The organism is Achromobacter sp. RT286_PF (genome assembly GCF_059760425.1).
In genome coordinates this window covers 1-18,915 of record NZ_JCBAMR010000004.1, presented here as the reverse complement: position 1 = coordinate 18,915, position 18,915 = coordinate 1, and the positions used below count along the sequence as shown (strand labels likewise).

At 62.6% G+C, this 18,915-nt stretch carries 7 protein-coding genes; 6 read left to right on the top strand and 1 reads right to left on the bottom strand.

From position 1 onward, the window contains the following. The first annotated feature begins 55 nt into the window (after nt 1–55). The 6 genes from AC6LJY_RS05250 to AC6LJY_RS05225 all read left to right on the top strand — a co-directional run bounded on the left by AC6LJY_RS05250 (nt 56) and on the right by AC6LJY_RS05225 (nt 17,608). The gene (locus tag AC6LJY_RS05250) at nt 56–14,020 is read left to right on the top strand and encodes a two-partner secretion domain-containing protein (RefSeq protein ID WP_498135430.1); all 13,965 of its coding nucleotides are present in this window, start codon (nt 56–58) and stop codon (nt 14,018–14,020) included. A 1-nt stretch (nt 14,021) separates the two neighbouring features. Beyond that, on the top strand, nt 14,022–14,351 hold the full coding sequence (gene imm45 / locus AC6LJY_RS05245) for an Imm45 family immunity protein (protein ID WP_185975332.1): 330 nt from the start codon (nt 14,022–14,024) through the stop codon (nt 14,349–14,351). A 670-nt stretch (nt 14,352–15,021) separates the two neighbouring features. Beyond that, on the top strand, nt 15,022–15,180 hold the full coding sequence (locus AC6LJY_RS05240; protein ID WP_185975333.1) for a hypothetical protein: 159 nt from the start codon (nt 15,022–15,024) through the stop codon (nt 15,178–15,180). Between the two features lie 45 nt (nt 15,181–15,225). Further along, the gene (locus AC6LJY_RS05235) at nt 15,226–15,957 is read left to right on the top strand and encodes a hypothetical protein (RefSeq protein WP_498135429.1); all 732 of its coding nucleotides are present in this window, start codon (nt 15,226–15,228) and stop codon (nt 15,955–15,957) included. Nucleotides 15,958–16,814: 857 nt separating this feature from the next. After that, the gene (locus tag AC6LJY_RS05230; RefSeq protein ID WP_498135428.1) at nt 16,815–16,970 is read left to right on the top strand and encodes a hypothetical protein; all 156 of its coding nucleotides are present in this window, start codon (nt 16,815–16,817) and stop codon (nt 16,968–16,970) included. Next, the gene (locus AC6LJY_RS05225) at nt 16,961–17,608 is read left to right on the top strand and encodes a hypothetical protein (protein ID WP_498135427.1); all 648 of its coding nucleotides are present in this window, start codon (nt 16,961–16,963) and stop codon (nt 17,606–17,608) included. Before AC6LJY_RS05230 ends, AC6LJY_RS05225 begins: the two co-directional genes overlap by 10 nt. A 96-nt stretch (nt 17,609–17,704) precedes the next feature. Here AC6LJY_RS05225 and AC6LJY_RS05220 read toward each other — a convergent pair whose 3' ends face one another. Next, complete coding sequence (locus AC6LJY_RS05220; RefSeq protein ID WP_498135426.1) at nt 17,705–18,127, bottom strand: hypothetical protein; 423 nt, start codon at nt 18,125–18,127, stop codon at nt 17,705–17,707. Nucleotides 18,128–18,915: the final 788 nt, after the last annotated feature.

Below are 18,915 nucleotides of genomic sequence, written 5' to 3'. Positions count from 1 at the left end.
GCCCCGGTGCAGCGCCGCTTGCGCCGCCGTCGACGTTTACGTTACCCGGGTACGCATGATGTCCAAGCTTCGTTCGATGATTGTCTGGTCCGTCGTTTTCTTGCAGGTCTGGTCGCCAGTGCTGGCGCAGACGTTGCCGATAACCGTCGACAAGAGCGTTGCGGGCGCCAAGCCTTCCGTCGGCGCAACCAATGGCGTGCCGGTAATCAATATCGCGCCGCCCACGGCGGGCGGGGTGTCCAACAACCGCTACACGCAGTTCAACGTGGGACCTTCCGGCGCGGTGCTGAACAACAGCGGCGGCGCCAGCCAGACCCAGTTCGCAGGGCAGGTGGGCGGCAACATCATGCTGGGCAACCAGCGCGCCACCACCATCCTTAACCAGGTGACCGCGCCGAACCCGTCGCAATTGCTGGGCACGCTGGAAGTGGCCGGCAACCGGGCCAACGTCATCGTCGCCAACCCCGCCGGCATCACCTGCAACGGCTGCGGTTTCTTGAACGCCGACCGCGCCACGCTGACGACCGGCCGTCCGCTGATTGGTGCTGACGGGCGTATCGGCTTTGACATCGCATCGGGCAACATCCGCGTGGATGGCGCCGGCTTGAACGGCGCCAACCTTGGTCAAGTCGACCTCTTGGCCCGCAGCTTGGAAATCAACGCCGGCGTGTGGGCGGATCGGCTTAACGTCACGGCCGGCGCTGCGCGCGTCGACTACGACACCGGCATCGTCACCGCGCAAAGCGGGCAAGGCGCCAAGCCCGACGTGGCCTTGGACACGGCTGCGCTGGGCGGCATGTATGCAAACAGCATCCGGCTGATCGGCACCGAAGCCGGGGTGGGCGTGAACATCGGCGGCAACCTGGTGGCGCTGACGGGCGACCTGCATGTGAACGCGGCGGGAGACGTGCGCATTACGCCCAGCGGCACGGTGCAAGCAGCCGGCGCGCTGCGCGTGGATAGCGGCCGGGACCTTGCCGTGCAAGGCGTGGCGCAGGCAGCGGGCGCGACCACGTTGGCCGCGCGCCGCGATGCGGACATTCAAGGCGCAGTCGCGGCCGGTGGGTCGTTGAACGTGACGGCGGGAAAGAGCGTGATTGTTGGCTCGCAAGGGGGCCTGCGTACCCAAGACGCGTTGCGCGTGACGGCAGGCCAGGATCTGGCCCTGTCGGGTCACTTGCTGACGGCTGATCAGAACATCATCGCGGTGGCGGGCCGCAACTTGAAGATGGCGGGCTTGCCGCTTGCCGGTGTTCAGCCGGGCGCGGGTGTGGGGAATGGCAGCGGTAACGGCATCGGTAACGGCATCGGCATCGGCGACGGCAGTGGCGCTGGCAATGGCACTGGCAACGCCAACGCCAACGCCAACGCGATTGTCGATGCGCTCGCAGCGGGCGCATCGGCCGGCGGCGCGTCGCAAGCGTCCGGCGTCATCTCCGCCAAGTCCGGCATCACGCTTCAAGCGGGGCGCGACTTGGTGCTGCCGCGACAGATATACACGTCCGGCACGCTGTTGGCCCAAGCCGGCGCCAACATGGTCTCGGAAGCGGGCGCGCAGGCACAGTCGGCCAAGGGCATGACGATGCGCGCAGGCGCGGATGCCAATCTGGCTGGCGCGGCCTTGACGGACGGCGCGCTGTCGATCGGCGCAGGGCGAAATCTGCGCATGGACGGCAGCGCGCTGGCCTACGGCGGCGGCTTGGCGCTAAAGAGCGGCAACGATTTGCGTTTGGGTCAGACCAGCCGCGCGCAAGGCGCGGGCATCGTGGTGGACGCCGGTGGAGATGTCCGCGTCGGCGGTGACATGGTGTCCGGGGAAACCGTTGACGTGAAGGCGGCCGGCAGTGCGCTGCTGGCGGGCACGCTGAATGGCAAGCAAGGCATACACGCACGGACGGGCGGCGCGCTAAGTGTCTCCGGCGCGGCGGACGCCGCCCAGGGCGCCGTGACGCTGGCGTCGGGCGCTGACCTTTCGGTTACCGGCAGCGGCAGCGTGCAAGCGCGCGGTCCGGTCGCGTTGCACGCCAAGGGGGCGTTGAACGCGGCGGGCACGGTGTCGTCCATGGCTGCATTGACGGCCCAAGCAGCGCGTGACGCCAAGGTCAGCGGCAAGCTCTTGTCGGGCGGCCCCATGCGGCTTCAGGCGGCGGGCGATGTGGTGGCGGACGCGAACGCGCGGCTGCAATCGGAAGGGGCAATGACGCTGCTGGCCGGGCAGGATCTGTCCTTGGCAGGCGAAACCGAAACCAATGCGACCTTGAAGCTGAATGCCGGGCGTGACCTGCGCATCGATGGGGCGGCGCGCGCCTACACCGGCGCGGTTGCATTGAACGCGGACAACGCATTGCAGCTGGGCAAGACCAGCCGCGTGCAGGGCGACGGCGTGTCCGTGCTGGCGAGCGGCGACTTGGTTGCCGATGGTTCGATGGCTTCACGGGGCGACATGGCAGTAGCGGCGGGCCGGGGCGTGCGCGTCGGCGGCCAGGCACAAGCCACGGGCAAGCTGGATTTGCACGGCGCGGGTGACGTCACGATTGCGAAGGGTGCAAGCGTGGATGCGGAACGCAGCGTGGCCGTCACGGCGGGGCAAGACATCGCGATTGCCGGCGCGCTGCGCAGCAACGAAGGCAGCCGTGTCGAAGCCCGGGGCGCATTGCGCCTGGATGGCGAAACGTCGGCGGCGCAAGGCGCGCTTGAGCTGTGGGCGGGCGGTGATCTGTTGGTCGGCAAGCACGGCAAGGCGTTGGCGGGCGGCACATTGCTAGGCCAAAGCGGCGGCGCGTTGACGGTAGACGGGGCGCTGTCCAGCAGGAATGCACAGAGGTTGACGGCGGCGAGCGACATTGCGATAGGCGGCCAACTGCTGTCCGGCGACACGCTGTCATTGCGCGCCGGTCAAGACCTGGGTATTGGCGCGGCCGCGCAAGTGCAATCCACCACGACCACAACGCTGAACGCCGGCCGCGATGCGAATCTGGTGGGTACGGCAGTCAGTGATGGTTCCATGGCGATGCACGCGGTCCGCGATCTGAATGTGGACGGCGCAGCGCTGGCCTACGGGGGCGCACTTGAGCTCCAGAGCGGCAAGGATCTACGCCTGGGTGCAAGCAGCCAGGCGCAAGGGGTAGGCGTGGCAGTGGCTGCGTCGCGTGACCTTCATACCCAGGGCGAAATTCTTGCCGAAGGCCCCGCGCTGCTGACGGCGGGTGATCGCGCAGTGCTGGGCGGCAAGCTCGCGGCCGATGGCGAACTGACGCTGCGGGCGGCGGGCGCGGCCCAGCTTACCGGCGCATTCGAAGCGACGGGCAGTGCGTCCCTGTCGGGCGGCGAAGAGGTTGCGCTGGCAGGTAGCCTGCGCAGCAACCTGGGCACGCAGGTGGACGCGGCGCGCAGGTTGGATATCACTGGCGCCGTTGGTGCGGTGCAGGGCGCCGTATCCCTGGCGTCGGGCAGCGACCTCACCATAGGTGCCAGTGGCCACGTGCACGCGGCGGGGCCGGTGGCCTTGCGTGTCGGCGGCGCACTGAGCGCGGCGGGCACGGTGTCGTCCATGGCGGCGCTGACGGCGCAGGTCGCGCGTGACGCCTGGGTAGACGGCAAGCTGTTGGCGGGCGGCAACCTGTTGCTTGATGCCGTCGGCAAGGTGACGGCGAGCGCGGCTGCGCGCTTGCAATCGGAAGGCGCCATCAACGTGTCGGCCGGCAAGGATTTGGCCTTGGCGGGCGAAGCGCTGGCCAACGCCGGCATTACGTTGGACGCAGGCAGCGACTTGCGCATTGATGGCACGGCGCGAGCGTATGACGGCGCACTGGCCATGAGCGCGGGCAACGCGCTGCGGCTGGGCGCGTCCAGCGGCACGCAAGGGGCAGGCATTTCGGCACAGGCGGGCAGTGACCTCCACGCGGCGGGCACGATGGGCTCGCGCGGCGCCATCGATTTGGCTGCCGGCCGCGACGTTCGCGTGGACAGCACCGCGTCGGCAAGCGGCAATATTTCCTTGGCTGCGCGGCACGACTTGAGCATGGGCCAGACGGCGCAGTGGTATGTCGAAGGCGCGTCGCGCGCGACGGCGGGCAACGATATGACGTTGTCCGGCGCGTGGCGTGGCAATGGCGACACAACGCTGACCGCCGTCGGCGCGTTGACGCTTGATGGCGAACTGGCCGCCAGCGTGGGCGGCCTGGACTTGAGCGCGGGACGAAACCTGTCGGTGGGCGCGTTGGCGCGGATCGCGGCGGCGGGGCCCGCGCGTGCAACAACAGACGGCGACCTGCTGGTGGCCGGCACCGTCAGTTCATTGAACGCGCTGACCTTGCAGGCCGCGCGCAATGCCCGCATCAGCAAGCAGCTTTACGCGGGTGGCGCGCTGGATGTGCAGGCTGGTCACATGCTGACCGTGGCGGGCGGCGCACAGCTTCGGTCCGACAGCGCAATGGCGCTGAAGGCGGGCCAGGATCTGAATATCGTCGGCACGGCGATGTCCGAAGGCAGCATGGCGCTGACGGCCGCGCGCGACCTGCATGTGGATGGCGATGCGCTGGCCTACGGCGGCACGCTGGCCTTGAAGGGTGGCAACGATGTGCTGCTGGGCTCGGCGAGCCAGCTTCAAGGGCAGGGCGTGCAGGCGCAGTCCGGGCGCGACCTTGCTGCCGGTGGTGTGCTCGTTTCCAAGGGCGATGCGCAATGGCAGGCCGGCCGGGATATCGCGGTCGACGGCAAGGTTGGCGTGGACGGTTCGCTGGATCTGGTCGCCAAGAACGACGTGCGCGTCGGTGCGACCGGGCAGCTTGAAGCGTCCGCCAACGCGCGTATCCAGGCAGCGGGTGCCGCAACGATCGCGGGCGCGGTGCGCGGCGATCACGGCGCGTTGATACAGAGCGGCGGCGCGATGGCCGTCACGGGCACCACGGCATCGGCCAAGGGGCCGTTGCAGTTGATTGCGGGACAAGACCTGGGCCTGTCATCCGACAGCCAGACGCTGGCGGGTGGCGCTTTGCTGGCACGCGCGGGCGCGTCGCTGATAGCGGCCGGCACGTTGTCATCGCTGGCCGATGTGGTCCTGGATGCCGGCTCCAACATAACGCTGGCGGGCCAGAATCTGGCGACGGGTGCGATCACCGCAAACGCCGGCGGTGTCTTGGCCGCCTTGGCGGGCTCGCGGTTGCAGGCGGATGGATCTGTCGACGTCCGGGCAGACAGCGCGGCGTTGTCGGGCACGCTGGTGGCCGGACAATCGGCGCAGCTGCGCGTACAGCGGGACCTGACGGTGGATGGCACTGTGCTGGCCGACGCGGGCACGCTTACCGCCAGCAGTGGTGGCGATATGACGCTGGGCAGCGCAAGCGAACTGCAAGCCGGCGGAAAATTGCTGGCGCAGGCGGGCGGAAAGTTACGAGCGGCGGGCACCTTATCCGGTGAAACCGACATCGTCATGCAAGCGGAGTCGGATGCCGAGCTGAGCGGCAAGACGGTCGCCAACGGTACGCTTGAAATCAATGCTGGCCGGGATCTGACGGTCGCGGACAAAGCCTTGGCACAGGGCAGCCGCAACTTGCTGCTGACCGCAGGCCAAGACCTGCGCATCGCCGGTACGGCGGGCACGGCAGAGGACGCTGGCAACTTGGGCACGGAGGCCAGGGGCGCGGCGGCTGGGGGCGATGCCGCCCAGCGCGCAGAAGCCAAGCGGGCAGACACCGAAGGCACGGACACCGAAGGCACAGACCTCGAAGGCACTGGCTCTCATGGCCTCCGCACCAGAAGCGCGGGCACCAAGAAATCAGCTACCACCGGCGGCACGCTTAGCGCACAGGCCGGTCGCGATCTGTCCATCACGGACACCGGCACGGTCACCGCGGGCTCCCCCATTGCACTGAAAGCCGCTCGTGACATCAACATCGACGGCATCGCAACAGCCCTTGCGGGCACGTTGCAAGCCGACGCAGGCGCCAAGCTGCAAGTGGGCGCCTTAGGTCGGATGCAAGCGTCCGACAACCTTGCCGCAAGCGCAGGCACTGATCTGGATTCCGACGGCGTCATTGCGGCGGGCGGCGGCCTCACGCTGGCAGCGGGCGGTAGCGCCCGATTGGGCGGCGTTGTGGCAGCGTTGGGCGAGCGCGCGGCCGGGGATGCGCAGATCTCCGCGCAACACGACCTGACCATCAAGCAAGGCGGACAAGTCCAGGCCGCCGGTGCGCTAAGCGCGCACGCAGGCCAAGACCTCAGCGCGTTGGGGGCGTTGAGCTCGGTTGCCGACATGGCACTGACTGCCGCGCGCGAAGTGCGCGTGGACGGCACCGTGGCTTCCGATGCCAACCTGACGCTTACCGGACGCAACCTGACCGTTGCCGCAACCGGTCTTGCCCAAGCAGGCGGCACGCTTGCCGCCACCGCCCAAGAGGCCGTGCTGGTGGCTGGGCGCATGTTGGCGGGGCATTCGCAATCGTTGATCGCGGGTAACGCCCTGACGGTGCAAGGCACGGTTGCCGCGTTGAACGGCGACCTGACGATGACCTCGCGCCAAGGCGACGTGGCGTTGGACGCGGCATCGACCGTGCAGTCCAGCGGCATGTTGACGGCCGATGCCGGCGCTGCGCTGCGCGCCCAGGGTTCGCTGGCCGCAGGCCATGGCATGACCTTGCGCGCAGGCACGGATGCCGCGCTGGGTGGCGTCACCGCCACGCAGGCGGGCGACTTGAACGCCTTCGCCGCGCACAACATGACCGTTGCGGCAGACGGCCGCCTTCAATCCGCCGGCGCGCTGGCCCTGAAAGCGGGCGGCACACTGGCCAACGCGGGCGTGGTGTCGGCCAATGACAGCGCCAGTGTCAGCGCCGGCGCCGCGTTGCTGAACCAGGGTTCCGTCCTGGCAGGCGGCGACCTGCTCGTCACCACACCGGGCATGCTCGACAACGCAGGCCGATTGGTCGCCGGCATGGACGGCGAAGGCGCCCTTAATCAGCCGGGCAGCCTCACGCTGAAGGCCGGCCACATCGTTCATCGCGGCACCAGCCTGGCCGGCAAGGACCTGACGCTTGCCGCAGGCAACCTGGACCTTGCGCATGGCGCGCTGTCCGCAGTGGGCAACGTCACGCTGGCCACGCCGGGAGACATCGACGCCCGTCAGGCCGTCGTACAGGGCGGCGGCGTGGAAATCTCGGCCGCCAACCTGAACAACCAGGCAGGCAAACTGACCTCGACCGGCGCGGCCAGCCTGACGCTGGCGGGCACGCTGGACAACACCGACGGGCTTATCGCCGCGGCGGGGGACTTGAACATCGCCGCCACCAAGGTCGTCAACCGCGAGGGCACGCTGGCGGGCGGCAATCTTGTACTGAAAGCCAGTGCCAGCGTCGACAACCGCGCCGGTTTGATCCAGGCCGATAACGCACTGACGCTGACCTCAGGGTCGCTGGATAACAGCGCCACGCTTGCGGTGGCGGGCGGAGCACCGAAGGGCGTGCTGGGCAAGGTGGTTGCCATCGTGGCGGACCGCGTCGACAACCAAGGCGGATCCATCCAGGCGGGGCAGGATCTGACCCTGACCACGCGGGAACTGGATAACCAGGGCGGTGAGGTGGCCGCGCAAGGCAACGCCCGCATCGTGGCCGACACCTTGAAGAATGGCCAGGGCAAGCTGCTGGCGGGCAACAGCCTGACCGTCATCGCGCAGGTCTTGCATGGCCTGGGCACGCTGCAATCAGCGGGCGATCTCAGCTTTCACTATGCGGGCGCGTTGAACCAGACGGGCGATCTGTCCAGCGGTCGCGATTTGAACCTGTCGCTGGGCGGGGCGCTGGATAACAGTGCCACCATCAGCGCTGGGCGCGACCTGAGCATCCAGGCGGATTCGCTGGTCAACCATGCCACCGGCCAGCTTCTGGCGGGCGGCGGCAACACCCTTAACGTCACGCACGGCCTGACGAACGCGGGCCTGATCGACGGCGCCATCACGCGCATCAACGCCGGCCGCGTGGACAACCTGGCCCGCATCTACGGCGACAAGGTCGCGATTCAGACCCACACACTGGTCAACAGCGCAGGGGTAGGCGGGGGCGCGGTCATCGCGTCCCGTGGCGCCATGGACCTGGGCGTGGCTTCACTGGTGAATCGCGATCACGCGCTGATCTACGCCGGTGCGGACCTTTCCATTGGCGGCGCGCTGGATGCCGGCGGCAACGTGGCGGGGTACGCGGGGTCGTTGTTGAACTCGGGCGCCACCATCGAAGCGGCGGGCAACGCCCGCATTTCCGCGGCGTCGTTGTTGAACCAGAACGCCGGCTATAGCAGCCAGACGGTAGTGGTGTCGTCCCAGCCCAAGGTGTACTTCACCCCGGCGGGCAGCACCGACATGTACGACGCAGAGACCAACTGGCTGTGTGACGAGGTCACCCCTCAGTGCAGCAAGGACCCGGCTTGGCTGGACGACGATCCCGAGCGCATGTTCCTGCTGCCGTCCGACAAATATCCGGCGGCGCGCTACGGCCCGCCGTTCGATTACACCCCGGGTGGAAAACGCAAGGCCGGTGTCAGCTCGCCGATCGCGTTGGCTTATACCCCGGCCGACGTCGCGTGCAGCGGCGGCGACGCGGGCGGCGGATGCTGGGACGTTCCCGAATGGTTCGGCTATGGCTCCGATGCGCGCATATGGTCGATATTCGGCATCACCCCGCCGTCGGGTTCCGTGCCGATTTGGATCCCTCCGGAAGCGCCATGCTTCAGCAACAGCCCGGCGTGCCTTGCCGAAGGCGCTCGCCGCAAGGCGTATGAAGCCGCGCATGCCGCGTACACGGAGCCCTACAAGATCCTGGACGCCCGCATCCGCGAATTCAACGCCGATTTCCGCAACCGCTTGGTCGGCACGCTGACGTACTACCAAGTCAACGAAACCGTCACCGAAACGCGCACGCTGTCGTCGGACCCGGGCAAGATCCTGTCCGGTGGCGCGATGACGCTGGCCGGTGCCGTTACCAACGACAAGAGTCAGATCGCCGCGGGCGGCGCGCTGCACGTGGCGGGACCCGCCATCCACAACATCGGCGCGGGCGGCCAGCGCACCATCGTGCGCGAGGGCACCGCCACGGTTTCGCAGGCGCGGTCCAAGGACCGCAAGGAATACTCCTCCGGCTACACGGCCACCCTGGCCGGTCAAGCCATCGAGCTTCCCGTGGGAACCTCGGGCGGACACACCAACGTCGCGTTGGCCGGATCGGCGCCGGGCAACACGGGTATCGGCAAGCCGGGCCCAGTGCTGGTCGCCAGCCTGGAGCTGCCCGGCGGCACGGTGGTGCGCACCGTTTCCAACCCCGCCAGCATTCCCGACAACCAGCTGTTCACCGTAGACAAGCGCCCCGACGCGCCGTACCTCGTCGCGACGGACCCGCGCTTTATCGGCCAACGGCCCACGGTATCCAGCGACTACCTGTTCGATCTGCTGCGCCAGCCCGACGCATTGCCGGGCACCACGGTCGCGGGCGGGGCGGGCGCGGGCGCCGGGCTTGCCGGCCCGCGCCCTGACAAGCCTGCTGACGCCGATCGTGTGCACGTTGCCATCGGCAATGGCGCCGTCGCGCAGCAAGCAGCGGCGGGCCCTGCCGTGGGCGCAGGTTCCGGCGTGGACGCGCAGCGTCTGCAATCCCCGGCTGCCACCAACGTCGGTAACGCCGCGCTGGACGGCGGCGGCACCATTGCCGGCAACGCCGTGCCAGGCGGCAAGACGCTGTCCGGCGCGCGGCTGCCCGGCTGGGACGCCCTGTTGCCCCCCGGCGCCAAGTTCCTGACGCCCTCGGGCCAACCCAAGCGTCTGGGCGATGGCTTCTACGAGCAAAAGCTCGTATCCGACCAAATCCTGTCCACGACTGGACTACGGTTCCTGGACCGCTTCGGCGACAACGACAGCCAATACAAGGCCTTGATGGCGGAAGGCGCCAAGTTCGCGCGGGCCAACAACGTCCAGCTCGGCGTGGCGCTGACCGATGAGCAACAACGCCGGCTGACCAGCGATCTTGTGTGGCTGGTCGAACAAACCGTCACCCTGCCGGACGGCAGCACCGACACCGTGCTGGTGCCCAAGGTCTACCTGGTTGTGCGCAAAGGCGACCTGAAGGGCGACGGCACATTGATGGCCGGCCGCGACGTCAAGCTTGCGGCGGACGGCGACATCGTCAACAGCGGCACGATCGGCGCACGCCATGCCACGGTGATGAGCGCGTCGAATATCGTCAACCGGGCGGGTGGTTTGGTGCAGGGGGCGGTCGTGGATCTGGCCGCGCGCGAAGACCTGACCAACCTTGCCTCGCTGATTCAGGGCGATTCCGTCACGCTGAAGGCGGGGCGCGACATCGCGCTGGCCTCGACGGCGGCGTCTGAGAACTTCGGCAACACCTGGGGCTCGCACGTCACGGGCGTGGCTCGCGTGGATGCCGGTGACCTGAATATGCGAGCCGGTCGCGACATCAGCCTGACCGCCGCGCAAGTCAACGCGGAGCGCAATGCCGGGTTGCAAGCCGGCCGCGACATCAATCTGAGCACTGTGACGGAACGCCATGGCGAGTCCATCGTCATCAACAAGAAAAACCGTCATGACCTGAGCACCGGCAAAGAGATCGGTTCGTCGATTGCCGCGGGCGGCAATCTGACGTTGATCGCGGGGCAAGACGTGAACGCGCGCGCCGCCGACGTCACCGCCGACAAAAAGTTGGCCGTGGGCGCTGGTCGCGACATCAGTCTGACGGCCGGGGTGGAGTCCGGTTCGGCGTACGACGAACTGCACTATAAAAAGCGCGGCTTCCTGTCGTCCAAGACCACGCACATCATCAAGTCGGCTGATTGGGAACAGGCCAAGGGCTCGACCTTCACCGGCGACACCGCCCTATTGATGGCCGGGCGCGACTTGAGAGTGGCAGGTTCGAACGTTGGCGCGCAGAACGACCTGGTGATGTCGGCCGACCGCGACGTCAACATTCTGGCCGGCCAGAACGCCGAGGACGGCTACGACTACAAGGTGGTCAAGAAGTCAGGCTTTGGCGCCATGGGCGGATTGAGCTATGGCACCAGCAAGCAGACGGATTCGCTTGATAGCAAGAAGGTTTTCCACAACGCCAGCACCGTCGGAAGCGTCGAAGGCGATGTGCTGATCAACGCTGGCAGCGCTCTCAATATCAAGGGCAGCAACGTCATCGCACGCCAGGGCGACATCACGCTGATCGGCAAGGAAGTCAACATCGGCGCGGCGCTGGACACCACGAAAGAGAAGGAATTCCATGAGATCAAGCAGACGGGGTTGAGCATTAACGCCAACACGCCTTTGGTCGACGCAATGCAGACCGCGGGAAGAATGGGGGATGCAGCAGGGAGGACCGATAACAAGGTGATGCAGGGGCTGGCTTTGGCGACTACCGGCCTTGCCGCGGCTAACGCCTATGACGCTGTCGCGGCCGATCCCAAGAGCGCTGGCGGCGTGAGTGTCAGTATCAACTTTGGAGTGAGCAAGAGCCAAAGCACGGCAGATCGCGCGTCGTCTTCCGTTTTGGGATCTACCGTGGCAGCGGGCCAAGACCTGACCATCGTCGCCAAGGGGGCCGGCTCCGCGTCCGACGTCACCGTCACAGGTTCACGCCTGTCAGCAGGGAGCAACGCCATCATCAAAGCAGATGGCGACATTCTGCTGCAAGCTGCGCAGAACACCTTTGAACAACACACGAAGAACAAGAGCTACAGCGGTAGCGTCGGCATTGGGGTCTCAGCGAACAGCGAAGACGGTATAGGCGTGATGCTGAACCTTAGTGCCGGTGGGGGCCGAGGGCGCGCAGACGGCAAAGACGCTAATTGGACGTATACCGATGTCACTGCTGGCAACGTGCTGGCATTGCAATCGGGCGGGGATACCTCGCTGATCGGCGCGATAGCAAGCGCCGATCAGATCATCGCCTCGGTCGGCAAGAATCTTCAAATTGAGACTCTGCAAGATACCAGCACCTACGTTTCCAAGCAGCAAAGTGCTGGCGTCCAAGCAAGTATCTGCATCTACGGCTACTGCAAAAGCTCCGTCTCCGGCAACGTCTCGCAAGGCCGGATGGAAAGCAATTTCCAATCCGCCACACAGCAGGCGGGGATGAAGGCGGGTGACGGCGGCTTTCTGGTCAACGTTGGCCAGAACACCACGTTAACTGGTGGCGTCATATCGAGCAGTGAACAGGCTGTGGCAGACGGCCTGAATCAATTGTCCACCGGCACGCTTGTCGTCAAAGACTTGCAGAACACGGCGCGCTACAAGGCAGATCAGGTCGCATTGAGCGGCGGATATAGCTGGGGCGGCAGCGGGGAAGGAGACGCGAAGAAGGGCGATGTCGGGACGAACTCGAAAGGCCAGGCGGCTGGCGGCGCGGACAAAGTGCCAGGTACGAGCTTGCCGACTAATAGCAGTGGAGCTTCCGTTGGTCTGCCGGTGGTTGTCGCGGCTTCTGGGAATGCCAATTCGACTACACACAGCGCCATCAGCGGCAGCAGCGTAGTCATTCGTGATGGCGCTGGGCAAATTGCCCTGACCGGCAAGACGGCGGCGGAGACGATCGCGGCGTTGAACCGGGATACGTCCGATACGTTGAATGCGCTGAAGCCGATTTTTGACAGGGAGAAGATCGAAGCGGGGTTTGAGATTGCGTCGGAGGCCCAGCGGCAGGTGGGGCAGTTTCTGACGAATCGGGCGAAGGAAATTGATGCGCTGAAGGCACGTGCAAAGGATCAGACGCTGTCTCAGGCTGAACGGGATCTAGCTGCTGCAGATGCGAAGACGCTGGAAGGGCAGTGGGGGCCGTCGGGCTCACATCGCCGGTGGATAACCGCAGCAATTGGTGCTTTCAGTGGAAACGTGACCGGCGCTACAGGCGAGTTCGTGCAGTCGACTGTCGTGAACTATCTGCAGGGACGGGCCGCCTCCGAGGTCAAGTGGCTTGTCTCTCATCTGGGAGAAGGGGCAGGTGCGGAATCGGCACGTGCAGCACTGCATGCGATCGTGGGCTGCGCGGGCGCGGCCGGCAAAGGGAGCGAATGCGGTGCCGGTGCGCTGGGTGCGGGAGCGGGCTCGGTATTGAACTCACTGCTAGGCGGGGATGCGTCCAACCTGAGCTCCGAAGAGCAAGAGCGACACAGCAATCTGATTCAGACCCTTGTCGCGGGAATTGCGCAGGTTGCCCACGTTAGCGGCGCTGAGGCGGTGTTCGCCGCGGAAAACGAGACTGTCCACAACGCGCTGTTGGTATCGGAAGAGCAAGCGCGGCTGAAGGAACTGGCACAGTGCCAAGACAAGGCATGCGAGGCATCGGTCACCAAGAAGTACGGCGAGATATCGTCAGAGCGGCGTCGCGAGGCATTGGAGTGCGAAGGAAAGGTTTGCGTTCAGAAGGCGCAAGAATTCGGACAATTGCTATCGGACTACGCGGAAAGAAGTGGCGAGTTGGAGGAGAAGCTTCGCGGGCCGGTTGGGTTGACTGCGCTAGAGATGAAGGAATACGTCGCGCTTGGTTCCATTGAGCTATTGATGGTTGGGGTGCGCAATACCGCGATCAAACGCGCGATTGAAAGCGGAGGGGCAGACGCCAAGAAATTGGCATGGGATAGCATCGCTGAAGCCGGGGTGTCGGGTGCGGCGACGGCGGTTGGCGCGGTGGGGGTCCGGCCGGCGAAGGTGGGGGCAAAGGGTGCGCTGCCTGGGGGAAAGACTGCCGAAGAATTTGAACAATCCATAGTTAACTTGCCGCCGGGCGAGAGAGTGGCTCACATCAAGAGCATGGTAGCTAGCGTAGCGAAAGCGAATGGAATGATTAAGGACAACAAGCTGAGCAAACTTAATGGACGTGATGTCTATAAGGCTCGGGATGGAAATCTGTACGCGGTAGATACGCAGCACGGACGCTTTGAGGTTGTTAATGCTAAAAATGGTAAACATCTAGGCGAGGTCAACTTCGAGTTTAGGGAAACATCGGCAGCGGACAAGGCGGGTGGGCATAATTTAAAGGTTAATTAATATGATCGAAAAAGTGAAGCTCGTAGAATCTACAGAAGATTCTTTGTGGCGGGGTAATATACTTAGTCTGCCAGCAAAATATCCGTATGAAGATTTCGTGGACTTTATGGTCTTTGAAACTAAGGATCGAGATAGGCCATATGGATTGATTGTTACCTCTGGCTATAAGGCCGGGCTAGTCCTGGTCCATTTGCCTGCGGAAAGCTCCGCATTAGGAAGAGGGGTTGATCGAATATGGCTAGTTTCAAATTGGAATGCTTGGATTTATCCCGATTGTGATGTATCTAGCGTTTATCTGATCGATGGATACAGATCTGCATGCCTTTTTTGATTTTTAAAAGTTTGGTTGGTTGTTTGTCGGTCTTGTAATTTTCTCGCTATCCACGACGCGAGATTGCACGGGCGGTGAGTAATTTTGCACGTTTTAATAGGCGCAAAAGAAACTTTTAATGACGGACCCAGGGCTTAAAGGGGATATCAAAAGTCGGTATAACGAAGCGGAAAAATGGGGTGTGACGGCGCAAATCGGTTTGGACTAGCCGTCTAATCAGATTCCGCTGGGCGGAGCGTTACGGAGGTGCGGGGGAATGCCTCGGTTAACCCTCTCTCTGATCTTCTATTAGCCAATTTCTACTTGACAGGGGTGCTTACGATGCCAACGGAAAAGTTATCCGCCTGTTGGGGCCATCGAAACCATGAGTCATTTATCCTCTTTGATTAGCAGCCCTCCAGATCGAGAAAATCCGGTGTTCGAAATATGGTTGGGAACTGACCAGCTAGCTGAAGTATCCCACGAGCCTGATAGACCCGTGGAAATAGAAATATACCCGCCTGCCGAAGGCGGGAAGTGGAGTTTTGAACTTGAAGAGCTAATGTCTCTATTGAGTCAGGCGGTTAAGTCATTAAAGTAGCGGTGATTTAAATGGTGCAGAAAGGTCGGCTCGTTCGATTCGTCTAGCCAGGTCAGCAATGGCTTTTTACTTGGTGCCGTGGGCGATATCGTGATCGGTGCCACCGGCAACAGCTCGCGCGCTGCCTCGGGCCTTGCACGGGATGGCGACGTCCTGATTTCCGGATCCAGCCTGCGCGCCCAGGGCGGTGTCGTGCTGGACAGCCAGCGCAATATCTCCGTCGTCGGCTCCGACAACTGTCAGACCTAGACCAGCGAGGAGTCGAGCAAGAGCACCAGCTTCGAGTTGGGTGGCATGAGCCTGGGCGACATCGGACGGGCAATCGATGGCGGTCCAAACTCCAGCGGAGTCAAGTTGGTCCCCAACGGCAGCGAGTCGGTGAAGTCCAATGAGGGGTCCTCGGGTACCGGGCAGACGTGCTCGCTAATCACTGGCAAGAGCGTCCACCTGACCAGCCGCGACGTCGAAAACCGCGCCAGCTACGAAGTCCATTCAGCTGGGCGGAGGCGTGAGCTTTGGCGGCGGCAAGGATGCCGACAAAAGCGGCGGGAAGGACGGCGACAAGGACCAGAGCAATATCGGCACCGACGGCAAGGGAAGGTCGCAGGCGGAAGCAAGGCGACGCCGAACTCGAAGTTGGCCAGCGCGCACGGTATCAGCATGGGCGTGCCCGTCGTCATGGGCGCCAGCGGCCAGTCCAGCTCCACCACGCTCAGCGGTATCAGCGGCGGAACGGTCGTCATTCGCGACGAAGCGGGGCAGAAGGCGCAGACAGGACGAACGGCGGCCGAGGTGATCGCCGGACTGAACCGCGACACCACGGGTACGTTGAACAGCCTGGATCCGATTTTTAACGAGAAGGAGATTCGGGCCGGGTTCGAGATCGTGGGGGAAGCTGGCCGGCAGGTGGGGCAGTTTTTAGTGAATCGGGGCAAGGAAATTCAAGACGCGAGCGGGGGAAAGAAAGGACTATCAACAAAATTGATATCGAGAGCGTGTACGCGGCGGGTGCTAAACGAGATTTAGAGCCGATAAGTGAATTTGTATACTCTAGAAGAGAGCACGAATAAGGCGATGCAAGAGGAGTAGTCACATTTCCTGAGTGAATGAGTTTTAATCCAAATATAAAAGTCGCCTGAGTGGTTTTTATGGGTTTACTGAGAACAGAGGGATAAGTGGTCTCCACAATTTTGATGATTTTTGTCAGCCGGCAACCTAGAGCTGTGTCAAGGTTGTTAGGCGGACTCCGGGGGGATGGCGGTACATGGGACACCTGAGACTAGATATTAAATTTAATGTGCTTGAGGATGTCAGTCCGCTCGCTTGGAGGAAATGCCGTCGACGGGCCCCGGAGGTTCTTGGTGGGTAGTGCCGGGGGAAAGGGCGATCTTACGGAATTTCCGCCGTTTGTGTCATTTAGGTTCATAAGTCCTGCCGAGAAAATTATAAATACGCGACGAGCCGCGCTTCTTTCATTCCCGGGTACGGTCAGACGGGCTTCAGTCGAGCATAAGCGAGGGCCCCTTTTTGGATCGAATTGGATGATATGCCCGCAAGGGTTAATCGATGTCGAAACGACGGCTGCCGCAGAATTTCCAAATGCTGACGGCCATAACCACCAACGATAAAACCTGATACACCGGTCGAATGTCATCCGACAGGGGCGCGGGCTAATTTCCAAACCTTGCAAGACGGAAAAGTTATCGGTAATGGCCGCTTGAATATTACGAACTTACCGAATTGCCACGATTACAAGCGCTGCAAATGCCGAGCTGGACAATAACAATAAATCGCTCGATCCGAAGCTTCCCGAGAGTCTGATCAACCGTTTTGCTCTGAGCGACCAGCTACAACCGGAGGAGTACGAGGACCTCATCCAGCGAATGAAAGCCGCAAACGCGGAGGGTACGCAGCAAGCGCTGGATCAAATGAAGAGCGTGTTCGGCCCTGAGTCGTTGGAAGCAACACGAGCAGAACTGGAAGCAATGCTTGGTGGAATTCAGCATGCGGCCAAGTACCGGCTTGCGCATTGCAACTGAAAAACTCGATCAAGGAACTGGATAGCCTTCTTGCACAGTACAAGAGGCAAAGCGAACTGACGCCAAAGGTCGATGCTGCGCTGATGATATTCGATCTCGCTACCAGTGGGGTTGGTGGTGTGATTCGAGGTCCGGTTTTCGATGCGGTCCGAATGAGCGCGACGCGAGCTGCCGGGGGCTCGCTGGAGATGGCAGCGGCGAAAATAGCCTATGCGGATGGCGCTTCCTGGACGGTGCGCAATGCTGAGGTGTTGGCTGCGGACGGGAAGACCGTGCTGGCGCGGCAGAATCCCATCACTGGAAAATATGATGCAGTAAGTCCGAATCCCTTGATAAACGCCGGAAACGGCATTGGTATGGTATGGGATTCTATCAAGGCGACTCAACCCCCATATCCTAGTTCTGTGATTCCAAAGTCTTTTGAACTTTCTCTGTTGAGCGGCCCCAAATTTAGGTGCATGGGAATGCTACAGAGCATATGGCTGAATATGCGAAAAATGAAGGCTATAAATTTCACTCCTGAAGCTGTTCGACTTTCTTCACAGCAACAGTTGACCAGTCTGCAGGCCGCTGTGGATTCTGCTACCAAAGGAGGAACCCTACGGCAAAGTCATCAATGTGGAAGGATGGGAACTTAATATTTTCACCGCCGAGGGCGTCGGGAGGGCTACCGGCTTTGATTCACGCGCTGTCTAAAAAGTGACAAAAATGGATATAAAAATATCAGCACCGATTCAAGTAGAGTTCGATTTGCTTGAGAGTGATGATAGGTTGCCTTCTGTGAAGTTCAGGTTCTTTGTCGACACGGCTCGAATGGCAAGCTCACTACATTGCTCTGGTGAAATTTGGATAACTTGCAGTGCATTTGATTGCTTCCTCAGTGGGCTTGTGGAAGGTGAAAGGCCGTCGAGATTGGCAAGTATTGACGAGAGATTTTTGCTTGAAATAGTGGAAAATGATAGGGGGATTTTTTTCCGCTGGTCATGGAAGCTAGAAGGCTCGTTCTCATTTTCGACGAGTTCATTTGTGGAAATACCCATAAATGAGGATGAGATTTCCGCGATAAGAAATGTTTTTGATTCGTTCCCCAAGTGGTGGTGACTACCCTGTTGAACTGTATTTAACGAATTTGAGCTGTCAGTATCGGAGGTTTTCATAACGGATAGGTCGCCGTCCTTTAATGAGAGAAGGCGCTATCCGACGCGATCAAGACCGGCGGTGCCAACGACGCGGCAAGCATAAGCGCGCTCATGGCTCAAGTGCAGCGCACTCAGGATTGGAGGCAGGCGGCAAGTATGGCTTGGTCTTGTTAGCGTTGCCGGGCGCGGCCAGCGCAAACGTCACGGGATCGACCAGCGCATTCGTGCAGTCGGCCGCGGTGAACTACCTTCAAGGCCTTGGGGCAGCTCAGGTCAAGCAGATCGCCGATAGCCTAGGCAGGGATCCGCAAGCGGAGGCTGCACGCGAAAATGAGGTGTCAGACTGCAATTTAGGGGAAGGCTTGCGGTACAAGGTGGTCCGAAACCTTATTTCACACCTTATTTCCAGAGCAAATCGCCTTTGCGCTTCGGCGATGCGATTACTGCGGTTCTTGAGGCAGGAAAGGACTATGAGACGCTTTATCGGCATCCGAGTGCGATCTTGCGTGAGCTTGTCGTTGTGAATGGCGTGGTACGTACCAAGCCCGTCGCCGTGAAGAAATACAAGGATGCGAAAACGTCAACGTGGACAGGACTCCGCTTCCGATCGGAGGGAACTCGTAAGGCATTTTAGAAAAGCTTGGCCGCCAGTCAACGCGCACGACCCCATGCAAGCCGCCTCGGAGGTCCATCCTCGCCGCAGCCCCCGCCCCCCCCCCCCCACCCCCCCCCCCCCCCCCCCCCCCCCACACCAACCCCCCCACCCACCCACACACCTCACTCCACCACCCGACACCCCCTCCCCA

What these genes read in the sequence shown, in the direction of transcription:
- AC6LJY_RS05250 (WP_498135430.1), top strand. Translation starts at nt 56, where the DNA reads ATGATGTCCAAGCTTCGTTCGATGATTGTCTGGTCCGTCGTTTTCTTG.
- imm45 (WP_185975332.1), top strand. Translation starts at nt 14,022, where the DNA reads ATGATCGAAAAAGTGAAGCTCGTAGAATCTACAGAAGATTCTTTGTGG.
- AC6LJY_RS05235 (WP_498135429.1), top strand. Translation starts at nt 15,226, where the DNA reads ATGAGCCTGGGCGACATCGGACGGGCAATCGATGGCGGTCCAAACTCC.
- AC6LJY_RS05230 (WP_498135428.1), top strand. Translation starts at nt 16,815, where the DNA reads ATGAAAGCCGCAAACGCGGAGGGTACGCAGCAAGCGCTGGATCAAATG.
- AC6LJY_RS05220 (WP_498135426.1), bottom strand. Translation starts at nt 18,127, where the DNA reads ATGAAAACCTCCGATACTGACAGCTCAAATTCGTTAAATACAGTTCAA.